The organism is Burkholderia sp. IT-111MI5 (assembly GCF_949752865.1).
Classification (GTDB): Bacteria; Pseudomonadota; Gammaproteobacteria; order Burkholderiales; family Burkholderiaceae; genus Burkholderia; species Burkholderia pyrrocinia_C.
Window position 1 is genome coordinate 233,086 of the sequence record NZ_CATKIF010000072.1, and the last position, 20,486, is coordinate 253,571.

Sequence of the window (20,486 nt, forward strand, 5' to 3'; positions counted from 1 at the left end):
GCTCATTCCAGCGCCCGACAGCCGCCTTCCGGCGGCCGGGCCGGGCGCCACCCAAGGACGGATGGACATGAAAAATCGCCTTACCCTAAGCATCGCAGTCGGCATGATCCTCGGCGTCGTCGCCGGCTATGCGTGTCACACGGGCATCTCGGACCCGGGCACGCTCAAGACGATTGCCGGCTATTTCTCGATCGTGACGGACATCTTCCTGCGACTGATCAAGATGATCATCGCGCCGCTGGTGTTCGTCACGCTCGTCTCCGGCCTCGCGGGAATGGACAGCGGCGAAGACGTCGGGCGCATCGGCCTTCGCTCGATCGGGTGGTTCGTCTGCGCATCGCTCATTTCGTTGAGCCTCGGCCTGGTCATGGCCAATGCGCTGCAGCCGGGAGCCGGCCTGAAGCTCACGGAGACCGCGGGCGAGGTCAATGTCGGCCTGAATACGGCCGCGCTGAACGCCAGGGACGTGATCACGCACGCGTTCCCGACCAGCCTGCTCGATGCGATGGCGCGCAACGACATCCTGCAGATTCTCGTTTTTTCCGTCTTTCTCGGCATCGCGCTGAGCGCACTGAAGAGCGACAAGCGTGTCGGCATCGTGATCCAGTCGATCGACGGCATGGTGCCCGTGATGCTGCGCCTGACGAACTACGTGATGCGCGCGGCGCCGCTCGGCGTCTTCGGTGCCATCGCTTCGTCGGTCACGCTGCGCGGGCTCGATGTGATCTACACGTACGGAAAGCTGATCGGCTCGTTCTATCTCGGGCTGCTCATCCTGTGGATGATCCTGATCGGCGCCGGTTATGCATTTCTCGGGCGGCGCGTCGGGGGCCTGCTGAAGGCCGTGCGCGAACCCGCGTTGATCGCGTTCTCGACCGCGAGCAGCGAGGCGGCCTATCCGCGCCTGACCGAGCAGCTGGAGAAGTTCGGCGTCGACAAGAAGGTGGTCGGCTTCACGCTTCCGTTGGGTTATGCATTCAACCTGGACGGTTCGATGATGTATCAGGCGTTTGCGGCGATCTTCATCGCGCAGGCGTTCGGCGTGAACATGCCGCTGTCGCAGCAGATAGCCATGTTGCTGATCCTCATGCTGAGCAGCAAGGGCATGGCAAGCGTGCCGCGCGGATCGGTGGTCGTCGTCGCTGCCGTCGCGCCGATGTTCCATCTGCCGGCCGCCGGCGTGGCCATGGTCCTGGCGATCGATCAGATTCTCGATATGGGCCGCACGATGACGAACGTCATCGGCAACAGCGTCGCGACGGCCGTGATCGCGAAGTGGGAAGGCGGGCGGGTGGCGAAGTCGAACCGTGCCGCGTTCGACCGGCCGGAGCTGAACGCATGAAGCGCGCTGAAATCGCGGATACGCGGCGGAAATTCGGTGTGGTCGGCGGTCTTGGGCCGCTCGGAAGCGCCGACGTTTTCTTCAAGCTGGTGAAGGCAACGCCCGCGTCGTCCGACGAAGAACACATCGACCTGATCTTCGAGCAATATCCGTTCAGGGGTTCGGGTTCGGGCAGCGCAGCGACGACCGAGCGCAAGCTCTATGTCTTCGACATGATCCGCGCGTTCGAGAAGCGCGGCGTGACGACGGTGGTGCTGCCGTGCTTTCTGAGCCACACCTTCATCGACGAACTGAAGGCGAATACGCGCCTGCCGATCGTGGATATCGTGGAAGCCGTCCGCAGCCACGTGCAGCGGAAGTACCCTGGCGCCACGCGTATCGGTGTGCTGGCTTCGGACCATGTGCGGGCCAACGGACTGTTCGACCGGTACTTCCCGTCGCCGCAGTTCGAGATCGTCCATCCGCGGCCGCGCGGCGATATCGATCTCGTCACCGAAGCGATCTACGGGCCGGACGGCATCAAGCGCGGCAATCTTCGCGGCAGGCCGATCGAACTGCTGCGCGACGCATGCGAGGATCTGGCGGATCAGGGGGCCCAGGTCATCGTTCCCGGGCTGACGGAGATCGCGCTCGTCGCCGACGAAATCGGCCCTCGGCGGATACCGCTGATCGACTCCAATCTGGCGTATGCGCAGTACGTCGTTTCGGCACGGTGCGACTCCCGTGCATCGACGTTCAAGATCGGTGTCGTCGGCGGCGTCGGGCCGGCCGCGACGGTGGACTTCCTGCACAAGATCGTTCGCAACACGCCGGCTTCGCGCGACCAGGATCACATCAAGCTGCTGGTCGAACAGAATCCGCAGATTCCCGATCGGACGGAGAACCTCGTCGATGCCGGTACGGATCCCACGATCTCCCTGTATGCGACGTGCAAGAAGCTCGAGGACGGCGATGCGGACATCATCGCGATCCCGTGCAATACCGCGCATGCTTTTGTCGAGCGGATTCAACCGTACCTCGGCATCCCGATCGTGAACATGCTGACCGTCACCGTCGCTCATCTGCGCGACGCGTATCCGCGGCTGCGCGATGTCGGCGTGCTGGCAACGTCGGGCACGATCGAAAGCGGCGTGTACAAAAAAGCGCTCGAATCGCACGGGCTCAGACAGGTTGCGCCGGCGCCGGCGTTGCAGGCGCGCGTGATGGAAGCGATCTACGGAAAGCATGGCGTCAAGGCCGGCTTCGCGACCGGGCAGTGCGAAGAAGATATCGGCGCCGCGGTCGACGCGCTGATCGCCGAGGGCGTCGACGTGATCGTCCTCGGATGCACGGAGCTGCCTATCCTTCTTCCGGGCGGCGAATACACCGCGCGGAACGGCGCGCGGGCAACGCTGATCGATCCGACCGAGGTTCTCGCGCGCCGATGCGTTGCGTATGCGACGGCTCCCGGCGATTGAAGCGGCTTCCTGTCGACCGCGCTTCAGCGCGCGCACCGCTTCTTTCGCCATGTTGTGCGGACCGTACCCCGCCAGCCCCATGACGCCGGCCATGGACCCGAAATTGATCACGCGTCCTTCGCCGCTCGCTTTCAGGTGCGGATAGGCCGCCTGCATCATCCTCAGGTATGCGATCGGCCCGAGTTCGAAGTTTCGCTGCAGTTGCCCGACCGGCAGATCGACGATCGACGAGAACGGCGCCGATGGATCGAAGACGTTGTTGACGAGGATGTCGATGCCGCCGCAGGTCGCGGCGATCGTTTCGACGGTTGCGTTGATCTGGTCCGCGTTGCCGAGATCGCAAGGCACGCCGAGCGCGTTGCTGCCGGCTGCCTCGATGTCGGGCAAGTGGAAACTGGAGATCATGTGGCTGCTCAACCAGCGCGTCTATCGCTTTGGAGAACTACGAAAGGCGATTCCGGGCATCACCCAGCACATGCTGACGGCGCAGCTGCGGGAGCTCGAGGCGGACGGCCTGATCACCCGCACGGTTTTCGCGGAAGTGCCGCCGCGCGTCGAATATGCGATCACCGCGAAGGCGCGCGGTCTCGGGCCGACGATGGAAGCGCTGACAGCGTGGTGGAACGAGTACGGGCGCAGCGTACCGGTCAGGCCGACGGCGCGCGGACGCAAGCCCGACGCGATCAAGCCGAAGCCGGAATGACCGGACGCGTTGCCGGGGTATCCGCGCCGGCCATGGAAAACTGTATGAATATACAGTATAGTAGCCGTCGAAATCGAGCCGCCCAGGTGCGACCCTGGGCGGCGCGTGCGCCGCGCCTGCGGGCATCCGCCGCAGCGTTCCGGCACCGTGAACTCTGGCTAACTCATTCAGACGGGCAGGCAAATTGTCATCCAGCAATCTGATCCGCATTCGCGGAGCACGTCAGCACAACCTCAAGAATATCGATCTCGACCTGCGCACCGGCGAAATGACGGTCGTCACCGGCCCGTCGGGCTCCGGCAAGTCGAGTCTCGTGTTCGACACGCTGTACGCGGAAGGCCAGAGGCGCTATGTCGAAACCTTCAGCGCGTACGCGCGGCAGTTCCTCGACCGGATGGACCGCCCGCAGGTCGATCGCGTCGACGGCGTGCCGCCCGCGATCGCGATCGACCAGACCAACCCGGTGCGCAGCTCGCGTTCGACCGTCGGCACGATGACCGAGCTGAACGACCACCTGAAGCTGCTGTACGCGCGCGCGGCCGAGCTGTTCGACCGCAAGACCGCGCGGCGGGTGCGGCACGACACGCCGGAGACGATCTACGCGGAGCTCGTCGCGCGCACGCAGGCGGACGATCCGCGCGTCGTCGTCACGTTTCCGGTCGAGCTGCCGGAAACGGTGACTGACGAAGAAGTCACGCAATGGCTGTCCGCGAGCGGCTATACGCGCGTGCAGGCGCAGCGCGAAGTCGCGTCGCCCACCGGGCCGCGCAAGGTGCTCGACGTGGTGGCCGACCGCTTCCGCGTGCAGCAGGCCGACAAGGTGCGTGTCGTCGAGGCGATCGAGGCGTCGCTGAAGCGCGGCGGCGGGCGCGTGAACGTCTACGTGCTCGCGGCGGAGCCGGAAACCGCTGGTGGCACGGCTGCGGAGCCGCAGGTGTGGCGTTTCTCCACCGGGCTCCATGATCCCGACAGCGACCTGCGCTATGCGGAGCCGCAGGCGGCGCTGTTCTCGTTCAACTCGGCCTACGGTGCGTGCGAAACCTGCCGCGGCTTCGGCCGCGTGATCGGTGTCGATCTCGGCCTCGTGATTCCCGACGCGCGCAAGACGCTGCGCGGCGGCGCGATCAAGCCGATGCAGACGCCCGCGTGGAAGGAGTGCCAGGACGACCTGATGCGCTACGCGGCGAAGGCCGACATCCGGCGCGATGTGCCGTGGGCCGAGCTGACGGACGCCGAGCGCGACTGGGTCGTCAACGGCTCGCCGGACTGGAACGGCAAGTGGCAGAGCCAGTGGTACGGCGTGAAGCGCTTCTTCGGCTACCTCGAATCGAAAGCGTACAAGATGCATATCCGCGTGCTGCTGTCGAAATACCGCAGCTACACGCCGTGCGACGTGTGCGGCGGCGCGCGCCTGAAGACGGAATCGCTGCAATGGCGGCTCGGCTCGAAAGAGAACGCCGACGGCGTGCTCGCGCCGGCCGGTCGTTTCATGCCGCGCGGCGTCGACTGGAGCCGCGCGCAGCTCGAAGCGCTGCCGGGCCTGACCGTGCACGACCTGATGCTGCTGCCGATCGAGCGCATCCGCCGTTTCTTCGACGACATCAACCTGCCGAGCGCGCTGCTCGACGACGCGCTGAAGCTGCTGCTGGCCGAAGTGCGCACGCGCCTGAAATACCTGTGCGACGTGGGGCTCGGCTACCTGACGCTCGACCGGCAGAGCCGCACGCTGTCGGGCGGCGAGGTGCAGCGGATCAACCTGACGACGGCGCTCGGCACGTCGCTCACGAAAACCCTGTTCGTGCTCGACGAACCGAGCATCGGGCTGCATCCGCGCGATCTCACGCGGATCGTCGAGGCGATGCAGCGGCTGCGCGACGCGGGCAATACGCTGGTCGTCGTCGAGCACGATCCGTCGGTGATGCTCGCGGCGGACCGGCTGATCGACATGGGTCCCGGCCCGGGCGAGCGCGGCGGCACGATCGTCTACGACGGCACGCCGGGCGACATCCGTTCGGCGCACACGCTGACGGGCGAATACCTCGGTGGCCGCAAGCATGTCGCGCATGCGTCGAACTGGGCGCGCCGGCTGGTCGACGCGGATACGCCGCGCATCGTGCTCGACGGCGCGAGCGAACACAACCTGCGCGACGTGACGGTCGAGATTCCGCTGCAGCGGCTCGTGTGCGTGACCGGCGTGTCGGGTTCCGGCAAATCCACGCTGCTGCAGGACGTGCTCTATCCGGCGATGGCGCGGCACCACGGCAAGGCGACCGAGTCGCCGGGCGCGTACCGCAGCCTGACGGGCGCCGACCAAGTGGGCGACGTCGTGTTCGTCGACCAGTCGCCGATCGGCAAGACCACGCGTTCGAACCCGGCGAGTTATGTCGGCGCGTTCGACGAGATCCGCAAGCTGTTCGCAAAGGCGCCGCTTGCGCTGCAGCGCGGCTACGGTGCCGGCACGTTCAGCTTCAACTCGGGCGACGGCCGTTGCCCGACCTGCGGCGGCTCGGGCTTCGAGCACATCGAGATGCAGTTCCTGAGCGACGTGTATCTGCGTTGCCCGGATTGCGACGGCAGCCGCTACCGCGCCGAGATTCTCGAAGTGCGCATCGAGCGCGACGGCCGCGCGCTGAACATCGCCGACGTGCTCGACCTGACCGTCAGCGAAGCGGCCGCGTTTTTTGCGACCGACGCCGAGGTGCTGCGCGTGCTGCAGCCGATCGTCGACGTCGGGCTCGAATACGTGAAGCTCGGCCAGCCGGTGCCGACGCTGTCGGGCGGCGAGGCGCAGCGCCTGAAGCTGGCCGGCTTCCTTGCCGAATCCGCGGCGGCGGTCAACGGCCGCCGGGTCGTCACGGAAGAAGCACGTGTCGCGCGTGTGAAGTTGTTCATGTTCGACGAGCCGACCACCGGGCTGCACTTCGACGACATCGCGAAGCTGATGCAGGCGTTCGGCAAGCTGCTCGCGGCCGGCCATTCGCTGATCGTGATCGAACACAACCTCGACGTGATCCGCGCGGCCGACTGGCTGATCGATCTCGGCCCGGAAGGCGGCGACGGCGGCGGCCTCGTGCTGTGCGCGGGCACGCCCGACGACGTGAAGGCCTGCGCCGAATCGCATACCGGCGTGGCGTTGCTGCAATACGATCGCGCGATGGATGCCGAAGCGCCGCTCGGCGACGAAGGCGTGCCGCTGCAGGCCGTGCTGAACGCCGCGCGCGAGCGCCGTGCGATCGAAGGCGAGGATGTCGTGCGGATCGTCAACGCGCGCGAACACAACCTGAAGTCGCTCGACGTCGATATCCCGCACGGCAAGTTCAACGTGATCACCGGCGTGTCGGGTTCCGGCAAGTCGACGCTCGCGTTCGACATCCTGTTCCACGAAGGCCAGCGTCGTTACCTCGAATCGCTGAACGCGTATGCGCGCTCGATCGTGCAGCCGGCCGGACGCCCCGAAGTCGACGCGGTGTACGGTATTCCGCCGACCGTCGCGATCGAGCAGCGGCTGTCGCGCGGCGGCCGCAAGAGCACGGTCGCGACGACGTCCGAAGTCTGGCACTTCCTGCGGCTGCTGTATGTGAAGCTCGGCCTGCAGCATTGCATCCACGACGGCACGCCGGTCACGTCGCAGTCCGTCGAATCGATCGCCGCGCAGTTGCTGCGCGATCATCGCGGCGAGCACGTCGGGCTGCTCGCACCGCTCGTCGTCAACCGCAAGGGCGTGTACACGGATCTCGCGAAGTGGGCGAAGGCGCGCGGCAGCACGCATCTGCGCGTCGACGGCGAGTTCGTGCCGGTCGATCCGTGGCCGAAGCTCGACCGCTTCCGCGAGCACACGATCGAGCTGCCGGTCGCCGATATCGTCGTATCGCCGGACAACGAGGCCGAGTTGCGGCGCGTGCTCGACGAGACGCTCGAACTCGGCAAGGGCGTGATGCATCTGCTCGCGCCGCTCGACGGGCTGCACGATGCGATGCAGAACGATCGTTCGACCGCGCGCGTCGGTGCGGTGAAGGTGCTGTCGGTCAAGCGTGCGTGCCCGGTGTGCGGCACGAGCTACCCGGAGCTGGACCCGCGGATGTTCTCGTACAACAGCAAGCACGGCTGGTGCACGACCTGCGTCGGCACCGGCGTCACGCTCACGCGCGAACAGCGCGCCGCGTACGACGACACGGTGCTCGCCGAGGACGGCCGCGGCCGCGAGCAGACGCTGCCGTCGGACGAGCAGGAACCGGAAGGCGTCGGCAACGAGCCGTGCCCGGATTGCGGCGGCACGCGGCTGAACCCGTCCGCGCGCGCGGTGACGTTCGACGCGCATCCGATCGTCGAGGTCGCGCAGTGGACGGTGTCGGACACGCGGCGCTGGATCGACGGGCTGGAACTCACCGGGCGCGACGCGCAGATCGCGCGCGACATCGTCAGCGAGATCGGCAGCCGCCTCGCGTTTCTCGAGGAAGTCGGGCTCGGCTACCTGAGCCTCGACCGTGCGGCGCCGAGCCTGTCGGGCGGCGAAGCGCAGCGCATCCGTCTCGCCGCGCAGCTCGGCAGCAACCTGCAAGGCGTCTGCTACGTGCTCGACGAGCCGACGATCGGCCTGCATCCGCGCGACAACCAGATCCTGCTGGACGCGCTGCGCAAGCTCGGCGACAAGGGCAATACGCTGGTCGTCGTCGAGCATGACGAGGACACGATCCGCCGCGCCGATCACATCATCGACGTCGGCCCGGGCGCCGGCAAGCGCGGCGGCACGCTGGTCGCGCAGGGCGCGGTCGCGGATCTCGCCGCGCAGTCCGATTCGGTGACGGGGCGCCTGCTCGCGCATCCGATGACGCATCCGCTGCAAACGCGCCGCGGCGTGAGCCTGCCGGGCAAGAAGGGCGGGCAGGCGGCGCCGGAAGCCTGGCTGACCGTGCATGGTGCACGGCTGCACAACCTGCGCGACGTCACGGTCGGCATTCCGCTCGCGCGGCTCGTCGCGGTGACGGGCGTCAGCGGGTCGGGCAAGTCGACGCTCGCGCGCGACGTGCTGATGACGAACCTGCTCGACGCGGTCGGCCGCTCGGTGCTGTCGTCGCCGGCCACGCGGCGCGCGCGCAAGGCCGCGCAGCAGGACGCGCCGGCGGCCAACCGCCGTTCGAGCGTGCTCGCGCGCCGCGCGCCGCGGCCGTCGCTGAACGTCACGCATGCGTGGCAGGGCTGCGAGTCGCTGAGCGGCTGGGAGCAGATCGATCGCGTGCTCGAGGTCGATCAAACGCCGATCGGCAAGACGCCGCGTTCGTGCCCGGCCACCTATATCGGCGTGTGGGACACGATCCGCAAGCTGTTCGCGGATACGCTCGAAGCGCGTGCGCGCGGTTATACGGCGTCGCGTTTCTCGTTCAATACCGGCGACGGGCGCTGCCCTGCGTGCGAAGGGCAGGGCGTGCGCACGATCGGCATGAGCTTCCTGCCCGACGTGAAGGTGCCGTGCGACGTATGCCACGGGCAGCGCTTCAACCCGGAGACGCTTGCCGTCACGTGGCGCGGCCGGAACATCGGCGACGTGCTGACGATGGAGATCGACGAGGCGGTGGAATTTTTTGCGCCGATCTCGAACATCGCGCATCCGCTGCAGTTGATGAAGGATGTCGGGCTCGGCTACCTGACGCTCGGCCAGCCGTCGCCGACGCTGTCCGGCGGCGAGGCGCAGCGCATCAAGCTCGTCACCGAGCTGACGAAGGTGCGCGACGACATCACGCGGCGCGGCCAGAAGGCGCCGCACACGCTGTACGTGCTCGACGAGCCGACGGTCGGCCTGCACATGGCGGACGTCGCGAAGCTGATTCGCGTGCTGCATCGGCTGGTCGACGCGGGGCATAGCGTCGTCGTGATCGAGCATGACCTCGACGTGATCGCGGAAGCCGACTGGATCATCGATCTCGGGCCGGAAGGCGGCGTGGGCGGCGGCACGATCGTCGCGGCGGCGGCGCCGGAAGCGCTCGTGAAGGTGAGCGCGAGCCATACGGGGCAGGCGCTGAAGCCGGTGCTCGCGCGCACGGCGGCGAATGAGGGTGAAGCCGAGCGGCAGGGAGAAGCGCGGGTCGGTTGAATGCGGCGCGTCGAATGAACGGCTCCGGTGTCCGGCGAGATACCGGAGCCGTTTTTACGTCACGACGACATCTATGGATGCGCGCGGGGATGCTGCCGCCGGCCGGGCATATCGAGCGGTCGAGGCCGCCCGACGCGAAGGCCGCGTTCGGCTGTACGTAATCGGGGAATTCGACGATACGGATCTCTAGGCCGCTCTTCACCGCTTTACCCCAGCCTGCCCGCTTACCGTCACGAAGATGCCAATCGCCTGAAAGCGGGCCGGCCAATAGGTTTGGGCTATGGCCGGCAGAGTCAATCGATAGTTGTCGACGTACGGGATTCCGCGTGTAATGCCTTGCGACACTGGACGATGCCGACGAATCGATTAAGGAATGACGCGTGAAGATCGTGGTAGCCGTTAAAAGAGTGGTTCAGCGTGGCCGACTACGGCCTCGTCGACGATCTGTTCGCGCTCGTGCCCGAGCTGCATGAAGCCCTGCAGTGATCTGCGAATCAGCCTCCTGTCCGTTTCTTTTACAGAAGATTGCCATGTCATCCGAAGCTGCCTTCTCCGCACAGTCTTATCTGTTTGTTCCCGGTAATCGGCCGGAACGTTTTGCGAGTGCACTGGCGAGTGGCGCCGATGCGGTCATCATCGACCTCGAGGATGCCGTGGAGCCCGCGGCCAAGGTCGATGCCCGGGAAACCGTGAGGACATGGATGTCCCGCGATCGACCGGTGCTCGTGCGGATCAACGGACGCGGTACGCCGTGGTTCGACGAGGATGCGAAACTCGTTGCGCTCGACGGCATCGCGGGCGTCGTCATTCCCAAAACGGAAAGCCTCGACGACATTGTCGAAGTCGTATCGGCGGCAAAACGCAAGGTTCCGGTTTTTCCGCTCATCGAAACGGCGCGAGGGATGTGGTCGGCGATGGATATCGCGAAAGCGCCTTATGTGAAGCGCCTGATGTTCGGTACGCTGGATTTCATCGCGGAGATGGGAACCGACGACGATCGCGAGGCGTTGAATCCGTACCGGGCCCAGCTTGCGCTGATTTCGCGTGTCGCAGGGATCGAACCACCGGTCGACGGCGTCACGCCCGATATCCACGACACCGATCGGCTCGTGGCCGATACGCGGAACGGCAAGCGTCATGGCTTCGGCGCGAAGCTGTGCATCCATCCCGCGCAGATCGCGGCGGTGCATGAGTGCTACAGCCCGAGCGCCCGCGATGTGGAGTGGGCGATGCGCGTGGTCGACGCGGTGTCGCGTGCGGACGGCGCCGCAACGACGGTCGATGGAAAGATGGTCGACCGCCCGGTTTTGTTGCGTGCGCAACAGATCATTGCTTCCGCGGCGCGCCGCAATGTGGTGCCGGCCGCCTGACGGCCGGCTTTCTGGCAGTCGCGGCGGTACGCCGAAGGATTCGAAAAGACGACAGGCAACTTCGACGAAAACGCCGGCCGCGAGCATGATTCGCGGCCGGCGTTCTTTTCGTGCGACCTGCCACGCGGGCACGCGCCGACTCGTTGCCGACGCTCGAACGCAAATGTCGAAGCGTCGTCGCGGCCGGTACGTCGGCAATCAGGCTTGCGTGACACCCGGGTTGACCGCCGCACCTTCTGCGTCGTTCGTGCCCGGCGCGACCTCTTCCAGTGCCTGTCGTCCGGTTTCCACGCGCAGCAGCCCGATCGCGACGCACAGTACGCCGAGCGTCGCGCTGACCATCGCGATCACGCCCGATACGCCGAATTGCTGGTACAGCGCCAGTGCCAGCGCCGGCGTGCCGATCGACGACATCCGGCCGCACATGCCGGCGACACCCGTGCCGCGCAGGCGTACTTCGGTCGGAAACAGTTCGGGAATGTAGCCGAACAGCCCGAGCGTGGTGATCGTGTAGATCGCGCTGACCAGGCAGAATCCGACCACGATGATCGCCGTCGTATCGCGCAGCGACACATAGAGCCAGCCGAGCGCGATGCTGAGAATCGATGCAATGACGATTCCCTTCGCACGGCCGAGACGGTCTGCGATCAGGTAGCCGATCAGGCCGCCCACCGGCGATCCGATCGACATCAGGAACACGAACCCGAGCGATTTGACGACGGACAGCCCCTCCGCGACGAAAAACGTCGGCAACCACGCAATGAAGCCATAGAGGCCCACGTTGACGCCGATGGCGGTCAGCGCGGCGACCGCGGTGCGTCCGCGCATCCCCCGGGAAAAGAGCACACCGAGCGGCACCTTGCCCACGTGGAGATCGATCGTGCGCCGCACCGGCGGCAGCGTGCCGACCTGTTTGCCGACCTCGAGCTCGATGGCCGACAGCGTCGCTTCGGCTTCGTCGAGCCGGCCGACGGATTCGAGCCAGCGCGGCGATTCCGGCATCCGCTTGCGCATGAACCAGACCACCAGCGCACCCGCGCCGGCCAGCGCGAACATGTAGCGCCAGCCGAGATGCGGAATGACCCAGTACCCTGCCGCCAGCGCGGCGAAGAGTCCGCTGTTGGTGATGATCGCGAGCAGCGAGACCCATTTGCCGCGCGTCTCGGGCGGCACGAATTCCGCCAGCGTGCCGGCCGCGACCACCAGTTCCGCGCCGAGACCGATACCCATGATGAAGCGCAGGGCGATCAGCCACTCGATGTCGGGTGCGAAGCATGCGGCGATCGACGCGAGCCCGAACACCGCAAGATTGAGCTGGTACGAGTATCGGCGGCCGAGCCGGTCGCCGACGTAACCGGCAACGAACGCGCCGATCATCATGCCGACGAACGTCGACGACACGAACATCGCGCCATGCCGCAGATCGGTGAATCCTTCCTTGACCATGGCCGCGACCGAGCCATTGGCGAGGTAGATGTCGAACGCGTCGAGGAAGGCGCCGCCCGCGATCAGTCCCAGTATCTTCCAGTGGAACCTTGAAATCGGCAGCCGATCGAGCCGGCCGGCGGCATTGACGGTATGGGCCATGATGTCTCCAGTTGTGGGCGCTCTCGCGTCGATGGGCCGACGCGGAGACGCTTCGATTCGTGGGTGGCGGGCGCGCTTCGATCAGCGCGGAAGGGGCCGGTCAGACGGCACCGGAGGCGTGCAACGTGTGAATCTGTTCGTCGGTATGCCCGAGTTCGCGCAGGACGGCATCGGTATGCTGGCCGAGCGCCGGCACCGGATCCATGCGCGGGTGGTCCGCTGGTCCGACACCCGGCGGCAAAAGGGCGGGAATCTCGCCGGCAGGCGTCTCGATCCGGGTCCATCGATGGCGGGCGGCGAGTTGCTCATGCTTCCAGACGGCATGCATGTCGTTCATCCGCGCGTTCGCGATACCGGCTTCCTCCAGCCGGTCGATCACGTCGGCGGCGGTCAGGGTCGAGAACGCGCGAGTGATGACGGCAGCGAGTTCGTCGCGATTCGCGACGCGGCGGCTGTTCGAGCCGAAGCGTTCGTCGGTTGCCAGTCCGGGCAGGCCGATCACGGTAGCGCAGAAGCTTTTCCATTCGCGCTCGTTCTGCAGGCCCAGCATCACGGTGTTGCCGTCGCCCGCCTTGAACGGGCCGTACGGAAAGATCGTCGCGTGCGACGCGCCGGCTTGCCGGGGCGGCGACTGGCCGTCGATCGCGTAATAGAGCGGATAGCTCATCCACTCGACCATGCTTTCGAGCATCGACACGTCGATGTGCCGGCCTCGCCCGGTGCGCCCGCGTTCGATCAGCGCGGCGAGGATGTTCGTATAGCCGTACATGCCTGCCGCGATGTCGGCGATCGAACAGCCTGCCTTGGCCGGCTCGCCGTCGGCGCCGGTGATGCTCAGGAATCCTGATTCGCTCTGGATCAGCAGGTCGTACGCCTTCTTGTCGCGGAACGGGCCATCGAGCCCGTAACCCGAGATATCGCAGACGATCAGCCGCGGATAGCGTTCGCGCAGCGTGTCGTAGTCGAGCCCCAGGCGCCGCGTCGCGCCGGGTGCGAGGTTCTGCACGAACACGTCGGCATCCGCCAGCAGTTCGTGCACGATCTCGAGCGCCGCGGGCTGCTTGACGTCGAGCGTAATGCTTTCCTTCGAACGGTTGGTCCACACGAAGTGGGAGGCCAGCCCCGCGACTCGTTCGTCGTAGTTCCGCGCGAAATCGCCGACTCCCGGACGTTCGATCTTGATCACGCGCGCGCCGAGATCCGCGAGCTGGCGTGTGCAGAACGGCGCGGCGATCGCGTGCTCGAACGTGACGACCTTGATGCCTTCAAGTGGGCGCATGTCGGGCACTCCCGGTCAGAACGAACGCGGCAGGCCGAGGATATGCTCGGCGACGTACGACAGGATCAGGTTCGTCGAGATCGGCGCGACCTGGTACAGGCGCGTCTCGCGGAACTTGCGCTCGACGTCGTATTCGCATGCGAAGCCGAAGCCGCCGTGGAACTGCAGGCATGCATTCGCCGCTTCCCACGACGCATCGGCCGCGAGCAGCTTCGCCATGTTCGCCTGCGCGCCGCACGGCGCGTGCGCGTCGAACCGGCGCGCGGCGTCGAAACGCATCAGGCTCGCGGCCTCGACGTTGACGAACGCGCGGGCGATCGGAAACTGCACGCCCTGGTTCTGGCCGATCGGGCGGCCGAACACGACGCGATCCTTCACGTACTGCGACACCTTGTCGATGAACCAGTAGCCGTCGCCGATGCATTCGGCCGCGATCAGCGTGCGTTCGGCGTTCAGCCCGTCGAGGATGTAGCGGAAGCCCTGGCCTTCCTCGCCGATCAGGTTCTCCGCGGGGATTTCGAGGTTGTCGAAGAACAGCTCGTTCGTCTCGTGATTGACCATGTTCGGGATCGGCCGGACCGTCATCCCGTTGCCGATCGCGTGATGAAGGTCGACGAGGAAGATCGACATGCCTTCCGACTTCTTCTTCACGTCCGACAACGGCGTCGTGCGGGCGAGCAGGATCATCAGATCGGAGTGCTGAACGCGCGAGATCCAGACCTTCTGGCCGTTGATCACGTAGCGGTCGCCCTTGCGTACCGCCGTCGTCTTGATCTTCGTCGTATCGGTGCCGGTGGTCGGTTCGGTCACGCCCATCGACTGCAGGCGCAGCGCGCCGCTCGCGATCTTCGGCAGATACCGCTGCTTCTGCTCGGCCGAACCGTGGCGCAGCAGCGTGCCCATGTTGTACATCTGGCCGTGACATGCGCCGGAGTTGCCGCCCGCGCGGTTGATTTCCTCCATGATGATCGACGCTTCGATCAGACCGAGGCCGGAGCCGCCGTATTCCTGCGGAATCAGCGCGGCGAGCCAGCCGGCTTTTGTCAGTGCGTCGACGAACGCTTCGGGGTAGCCGCGTTGTTCGTCGATCTTGCGGAAGTATTCCGCGGAAAATTCGCCGCACAGGTCGCGAACGGCTTCACGGATGTCTTGGTAAGCGTCGGGTTGGTTCATCACGGGTATCGGGATAATCGTCGGGAAGGGTCACGCGAGGGTCGCGCGAGCGGACATGGTCAGCCAGCCTTCGTGGTCCTTCGCCCAGAGTTCGATGGTCGTGCCGTCGTCGGCGACGCGGCCGCATACGCTGAACGTGTTGCCCAGGAACGTCGGCCGCACCGCGCGGTATGCGTATTCGCGAACGGTCGCGCCGGGCAGCGAGCGCGCCACGAGGTCGAGCAGCAGCGTCGAGATCAGCGGGCCGTGCACGACGAGGTCCGGATAGCCTTCGACGTCGCGCGCGTAGGTCCGGTCGTAGTGAATGCGATGGCCGTTGAACGTCAGCGCGGAGTAGCGAAACAGCAGCACCTCGTCCGGCGTGATGTCGCGCTGCCATTGCGCATGATCGGGCGCGGCCTGCGGCGCGGGCGCGGCGGCGCCGGGTGCGGCCGCGCCGCGATAGACGATGTCGTGTTCTTCGCGGATCGCGAGCGCGCCGGCGGACTCGATCACGTGTTCGACCGTGACGAAGCCGAGCGGGCCGCTGCGTCCTGCCTTGCGTTCGATCGACAGCACGCGCGACGTGCGCGTCGCGGTCTCGCCGATCGTCAGCGGGCGTTCGAACACCAGGCGGCCGCCGGCCCACATCCGCCGCGGCAGCCCGAGATCGGGCAGGAAGCCGCCCTTGCGCGGATGGCCGTCCGGGCCGAGTTCGGATTGCTGCGCGACCGACCAGAAATACAGCCAGTGCCACGGCGGCGGCAACGCATCGCCGGCCGCGGGACGGACCGGGTGGTCGAGTGTCGCCGCGAATGCCGCGGCACGGTCGGCGCCGATCAGATCGGTCGAGACTTGTTCGACATCGTCGCTGGCATGCGACCGGGGAGCGTTCACTGTCACCTCCAGCGCCGGGTGGGCCGGCTGTTTGGACCAGGATTGAGGCGACTGTATGTGAAGCGGCAGCGCAGCGGAAATACCGTTTGGATGTGCCGGTCATAGGGGTATCCTATGGCTTTCGTGTTGCCCGAACCGCCATGGACGTCCGCCAGCTCCGCTATTTCGTCAGCATCGTCGAATACGGGAGCCTCGGGAAGGCTGCCGAAAAACTGTTCGTCGCGCAGCCGTCGCTGAGCCAGCAGATCGCGAAGCTCGAGGACGATCTCGGCGTCGTGCTGCTGGTGCGCAGCCCGCAGGGCGTCAAGCCGACCGCGGCGGGGCAGGCGCTCTACCGGCATGCGCGGCTCGTGCTCCATCAGATGGAGCAGCTGCGCCAGGAGGTGCGGGAAGGCGCGGGCAGCGAGTCGGGCACCGTCGCGGTGGGTTTTCCGACGACGATGACGTCGATTCTCGCGGTTCCGTTGTTCGAGCGGGTGAGGGTGCGTTATCCGGGTATCCGGTTGCAGTACGTCGAAAGCATGAGCGGCTTCATCAACGAGTTGCTGGCGAACGGGCGGCTCGATCTCGCGATCCTGTTCCGCGAGTCGAACACGACGGGGATTACCGCGATGCCGCTGTTCGACGAAGTGCTGTATCTGCTCGGCGAGCCGGGCGGCGCGGTGGCGCCGCGCGCACGCACCTGCAGCCTGGCATCTCTCGCCGGCGTGCCGCTGGTCGCGCCCGGCGTGCGGAACGGGCTGCGCTTGCTGCTCGAGCGCACGTTCGCGCGCGAGGAGGTGCCGCTCAACATCATTGCCGATGTCGATTCGCTGCCGACGCTGATATCGCTCGCGCAGTCGGGCATGGCGTGCACGATCCTGCCCGCGTCGGCGATGGCGCTGCGCGACCCGTCGAACCGGCCGAAAATGCGCCGGATCGTCGATCCGGAGATCCGGCGGCCCGCGAGCCTGTGCTGGTCGAACACGTCGCCCGTGAATTCCGCCGCGCTGGCCGTGCGGCAAACGATCGTCGAGTTGATCGGCGAATTGGCCGCGAGCGGAACGTGGACCGGCATCACGCTGCGCGCGAACGATTCCTCGCCGTCGTGACGCGCGGCACGCGCCGGGTTATTCGGCGAGCCGGTGCGCGGACGGCCGGTCGCCGCGTTCGACCGACGCGCGCATCGCATCGACGAGTCGCGCGGTGACGGCCCGAGCGGCCGCCGCGATCCTGCGCGTAGAAGGCGACGCGATGGCTGCCGTTACGGTGCAACCGACGCGCCGGTGATGCTGTGCCGCCGCAGCGAATCCGCGACGAAGCCCGACGCCTTCATGTCCTCGACGAATTCGTTCAGCGCCGCCGCGGCAGCCTCGCCGCGGCTCTTCGGCACGCCCATCGCCTGCCGGATCACCATGAACCGCTCGTCGAGCAGGCGCAGGCCCGTTGTCTTCGCGGCGTCGGCTTCGAGTTGCTGCTTCACGCCGGCCGCTACTTCCAGTTGCTGTTCGACGAACGTCTGCACGACGGCCTGCGACGTCGGCGCGCGCACGATCTGCGCGGCCTTCAGTTCGCGGGTGAGGAACAGGTCGTATGCGCTGCCTTTGCCGACGGTCACGCGGTTGTGCGGCTGGTCGACGTCCTCGTTCGTGCGGATCGGCGAAGCGTCGCGCACGAGATAGAAACCCTCGATCAGCACGTACGGCGCCGTGAACGCGACCGTTTCGCCGCGCAGCGGATCGACCGCGAAGAAGCCGAAATCGGCGCGCTCTTCGGTCAGTGCCTGCACCGATTTCCCGGCAGCGTCGAACACGACGAGTTCCAGTTCGGCCGACAGGTGTTCCGCGAACGCGCGCGCCAGGTCGATCGACACGCCGAACGGTTCGCCGGTGGCCGGATCGCGGTTCGCGAGGATCGGGTTGCCGAGATTGATCGACGCGCGCAGCTTGCCGGTTGGGGTGAAGGCGGAGAGGATGGCAGGGGCGAGGGGCATGAGGGGGCTCGTTTTGGGGGCGGATGGGCGCTCAGGGGTCGAGGAAATGCATCGACGTCGAGCTTATCACCGGGCCGTGGGGAGCAGCGTGTCGCGGTGATGGAGGATTAGTGTCTGCACATGTCCTGCACTACAATTCTTCATTTGGGGTGCTGGACGCCGTCCGGGCTTCGTCCGTGGCGACATTCGCAAGCTTCGTGCCGGAGGGATGCCATGCCTACTTACCAATACCGTTGCGAGAAGTGTGGCGAGACGTTCGAACATGTCGAACATCTCGCGGAGCATGAAACCGCTCACCCGCAATGCCCGAAATGTGGAAGCGAACAGGTTCAACATGCGCCAACGCCATTTGTAGCAAAGACGTCGAGCAAGAGCTGAGCCCGGTCCGCCAGCATCAATTCACTTTTTTGTGCGGCGATCCTTGCCAAAGCGACGGACGCCTGCCCGGCGGATTAATGGCGGCGTATAAAACTTGTTCGCTGGCTGAGTTCGGCCACTAGCTGACATTTGGCGTCTGAAGTCGAAATGGTGGCTTCTCGGCTATCTTCGGCCGCTCCTGATATGAGACCCTCCCGGACAAGCGCACGTCTGCTGCCGAGCAAGCGAGCAGACTATTTCCCCACCGACAGATCCGGGAGAGACAGGAAACGAGGGCATTCGCCTCCAAGGAAGAGGCCGACTATCAAACTCAAGCTCGACTACGTTAGCGCGTCGTTGCGAATACCCATCACGTAACGAGCATTGCGCGCCACGGACGGGTCTGGATCGGCGGCCAGCCGGGCAAGCAGGGCCGACGCCGTGCCATTGAATTCGGCGAGCGCCTGACAAATACGTACACGGGTCTGGACATCGGCTGGGCCGTCTGAGATCGCTGCTTCAAAGCGCTCCACAATTTGCTTTGCGATCGCGGGGTCTTCCGCCAAATCGGCTAACGCATCGGCCGCCTCGACATCGTGAGTCCCGCCAAGAACCTGCTCGATCAGCAGGGGAATGGCGTCGCGTATCCCCCATCCGCCAAGCACCCGCGCAGCGCGATACCGCACGCGCTCCGCGGGGTCGAGGAGCGAGCCACGCAAGGTCTCCACAGCATCGGAACCTCCGAGTTTCGCCAGCGCGAGCACGGCCCGTTCGCGTACTGCCGGATCGGGCTGTTGAAGCGCCGCGCCAAGTACGCTGGCGCCGCTGCCTACGGTTCTTCCCAGCGCCCAGTGCAGCGCACCTGCGACATTCGGCTCTTGTTCCTGGAGCAGTGCGTGGGCGATGAGTGCTGCAAGCGGGGCATCGCTGGACGCGGCGTCAAACGCAGCACGCTGTCTCTCAGGCGCATGCGTCGAGTCCAGTCCTTTCAACAGATGCACGACCTCAAGCACTGCTGACCAATCCTCGGGGGAGGTGGCGGACACAGCAGTCAGCCGGCAAAGCAACGCTTGCTCTGCGGCCAGCCGCTCGCGGCTGCGAGCCATCAGCGCATCAATGAGCACATCGGGGTGAGGCGCTTGTTGGCTGAGCGCCTGACGCACCTCGGCCAGCCCAAGGCCCAGCGAACGCAGGCTCTCCACTTGGAACAGGCGCAAGGCATCGGCTTGCGAATACTCGCGGTATCCCGCTTCCGTACGTCCCGATGGGCTGACCAGTCCGATCGCGTCGTAGTGCCGCAGCATGCGCGCGCTGACGCCGGAACGATTGGCCAACTCGCTGATGCGCATCACTTGTCTCCGGTGTCATCTGGTTCACGCCGCCTCGTGTCTGGGCCTTCGCTCCAATCGAGCCTCGAAAATTCTAACAGACCGCCAACGGCTTCCATCATCTCGGCCAACACGTGGCACATCACATCGATCGCCGTAAACCCGCCTATTCATCGGCGTAGGGCAACGGTGCACCTGCGCGCCACGCATCGGCTGGATCGAGCACAAACGCACTCTCCGGGTCGGCGATGAGCCTGAGGCTCGCGCAGGCATGAACGCGAACCGCCGGGTCCGTTTGTCGGGCCGCCGCCGCATCGAGCGGGGCCATGGCGTCGTCTCCAAGCATGAGTAATGCCCGGCTCAGACTCCGCTTGAGGTCCTTGTCGCCGCGGCCTAGCTCGCGAACCAGTTCGCGTGCCAAGGCGGCTCGTTGCCAGGTCGGCACCAGCCCCGCTGCGGTGCGCCACGCAGTTCGTGCCACCTCCGGATCGGGGTCATGTAGATGCCCGCTTGTGATCGCTGACCAGGTTGCGGGGTCGCCGATCTTTGAGAGCGTATGTAGCGCCTGGCTACGCGCTTGCGCCAACGGCGAGCGCAGCTCGTCAAGCAGCAATGGCAATGTCAGATCCCGCGCATGCCGGGTGAGCGCCCAGGTGAGCATGTCGCGAACGAAGAAATCCGGTTCGACACCGCAACGCTTCACCAGTAGCGTAATCTGGCTTGGATCGGGAGCCGTGCCGGCACCAAGCGCAGCCGCAAGACGGAGCGAAGCATCTGGATGCTCGAGTGCCGTGGTCAGTGCGTGACGGGAAGTCGGGGGATAGTGACGGGTCATGAACGCCTCCTGGCCCGACAGTGGACGCCTTGTCACTGTGACAAGGTCAAGTGTTTTCGGGCGAGGGGCGAATTGCACGCCGAAGCAGCCGTTCGTGGGGCCGACCACCGCCTCCTCCG

The 20,486-nt window shown here is 66.1% G+C and carries 14 protein-coding genes and 2 pseudogenes; 7 read left to right on the plus strand and 9 right to left on the minus strand.

What is annotated here, in order from left to right:
* The first annotated feature begins 67 nt into the window (after positions 1 to 67).
* Complete coding sequence (locus tag ACM6JT_RS34070; protein ID WP_414858101.1) at positions 68 to 1,342, plus strand: dicarboxylate/amino acid:cation symporter; 1,275 nt, start codon at positions 68 to 70, stop codon at positions 1,340 to 1,342.
* Positions 1,339 to 2,799 carry an aspartate/glutamate racemase family protein gene (locus ACM6JT_RS34075; protein ID WP_414858138.1) on the plus strand — a complete coding sequence of 487 codons (1,461 nt, stop codon included), beginning with the start codon at positions 1,339 to 1,341 and terminating at the stop codon, positions 2,797 to 2,799. Before ACM6JT_RS34070 ends, ACM6JT_RS34075 begins: the two co-directional genes overlap by 4 nt.
* Positions 2,800 to 2,874: 75 nt before the next feature.
* On the opposite strand, the pseudogene ACM6JT_RS34080 reads toward ACM6JT_RS34075, so the two are convergent.
* Positions 2,875 to 3,204, minus strand: a pseudogene (locus tag ACM6JT_RS34080) (SDR family NAD(P)-dependent oxidoreductase); the annotation flags it as partial.
* Between ACM6JT_RS34080 and ACM6JT_RS34085 the strand changes: the two are divergent.
* Entirely contained in the window at positions 3,203 to 3,502 is a 300-nt protein-coding gene (locus ACM6JT_RS34085) for a winged helix-turn-helix transcriptional regulator (protein WP_414858102.1), read from the plus strand. The pseudogene ACM6JT_RS34080 and the gene ACM6JT_RS34085 overlap by 2 nt on opposite strands.
* A gap of 184 nt (positions 3,503 to 3,686) precedes the next feature.
* Positions 3,687 to 9,590, plus strand: a complete 5,904-nt coding sequence (gene uvrA, locus ACM6JT_RS34090) for an excinuclease ABC subunit UvrA (protein ID WP_414858103.1) — start codon at positions 3,687 to 3,689, stop codon at positions 9,588 to 9,590.
* A gap of 118 nt (positions 9,591 to 9,708) precedes the next feature.
* Here uvrA and ACM6JT_RS34095 read toward each other — a convergent pair.
* Positions 9,709 to 9,795: pseudogene (locus ACM6JT_RS34095) on the minus strand (metal ABC transporter substrate-binding protein); the annotation flags it as partial.
* Between the two features lie 325 nt (positions 9,796 to 10,120).
* Between ACM6JT_RS34095 and ACM6JT_RS34100 the strand changes: the two are divergent.
* Positions 10,121 to 10,960 carry an HpcH/HpaI aldolase/citrate lyase family protein gene (locus ACM6JT_RS34100; protein WP_414858104.1) on the plus strand — a complete coding sequence of 280 codons (840 nt, stop codon included), beginning with the start codon at positions 10,121 to 10,123 and terminating at the stop codon, positions 10,958 to 10,960.
* Between the two features lie 198 nt (positions 10,961 to 11,158).
* Here ACM6JT_RS34100 and ACM6JT_RS34105 read toward each other — a convergent pair whose 3' ends face one another.
* From ACM6JT_RS34105 to ACM6JT_RS34120, 4 genes are all read right to left on the minus strand, one after another.
* Complete coding sequence (locus tag ACM6JT_RS34105; RefSeq protein ID WP_414858105.1) at positions 11,159 to 12,547, minus strand: MFS transporter; 1,389 nt, start codon at positions 12,545 to 12,547, stop codon at positions 11,159 to 11,161.
* A 100-nt stretch (positions 12,548 to 12,647) separates the two neighbouring features.
* Positions 12,648 to 13,826 (minus strand): CaiB/BaiF CoA transferase family protein, encoded by a 1,179-nt coding sequence (locus ACM6JT_RS34110; protein WP_414858106.1) that lies wholly within the window; start codon positions 13,824 to 13,826, stop codon positions 12,648 to 12,650.
* A 15-nt stretch (positions 13,827 to 13,841) separates the two neighbouring features.
* Complete coding sequence (locus ACM6JT_RS34115) at positions 13,842 to 14,999, minus strand: acyl-CoA dehydrogenase family protein (protein WP_414858107.1); 1,158 nt, start codon at positions 14,997 to 14,999, stop codon at positions 13,842 to 13,844.
* Between the two features lie 30 nt (positions 15,000 to 15,029).
* Positions 15,030 to 15,875 carry a MaoC family dehydratase N-terminal domain-containing protein gene (locus ACM6JT_RS34120; protein WP_414858108.1) on the minus strand — a complete coding sequence of 282 codons (846 nt, stop codon included), beginning with the start codon at positions 15,873 to 15,875 and terminating at the stop codon, positions 15,030 to 15,032.
* 140 nt (positions 15,876 to 16,015) lie between these two features.
* Here ACM6JT_RS34120 and ACM6JT_RS34125 point away from each other — a divergent pair, with 140 nt between their 5' ends.
* Complete coding sequence (locus tag ACM6JT_RS34125; protein WP_105392528.1) at positions 16,016 to 16,966, plus strand: LysR substrate-binding domain-containing protein; 951 nt, start codon at positions 16,016 to 16,018, stop codon at positions 16,964 to 16,966.
* Between the two features lie 152 nt (positions 16,967 to 17,118).
* Here ACM6JT_RS34125 and ACM6JT_RS34130 read toward each other — a convergent pair whose 3' ends face one another.
* Positions 17,119 to 17,847 (minus strand): ABC transporter substrate-binding protein, encoded by a 729-nt coding sequence (locus ACM6JT_RS34130; RefSeq protein WP_414858109.1) that lies wholly within the window; start codon positions 17,845 to 17,847, stop codon positions 17,119 to 17,121.
* 213 nt (positions 17,848 to 18,060) lie between these two features.
* Here ACM6JT_RS34130 and ACM6JT_RS34135 point away from each other — a divergent pair, with 213 nt between their 5' ends.
* Positions 18,061 to 18,225 carry an FmdB family zinc ribbon protein gene (locus ACM6JT_RS34135; RefSeq protein WP_034182361.1) on the plus strand — a complete coding sequence of 55 codons (165 nt, stop codon included), beginning with the start codon at positions 18,061 to 18,063 and terminating at the stop codon, positions 18,223 to 18,225.
* A gap of 320 nt (positions 18,226 to 18,545) precedes the next feature.
* Here ACM6JT_RS34135 and ACM6JT_RS34140 read toward each other — a convergent pair whose 3' ends face one another.
* On the minus strand, positions 18,546 to 19,553 hold the full coding sequence (locus tag ACM6JT_RS34140) for a HEAT repeat domain-containing protein (protein ID WP_414858110.1): 1,008 nt from the start codon (positions 19,551 to 19,553) through the stop codon (positions 18,546 to 18,548).
* Between the two features lie 145 nt (positions 19,554 to 19,698).
* A complete protein-coding gene (locus ACM6JT_RS34145; protein WP_414858111.1) occupies positions 19,699 to 20,367 on the minus strand; it encodes a HEAT repeat domain-containing protein in 669 nt (222 codons plus the stop codon).
* Positions 20,368 to 20,486: the final 119 nt, after the last annotated feature.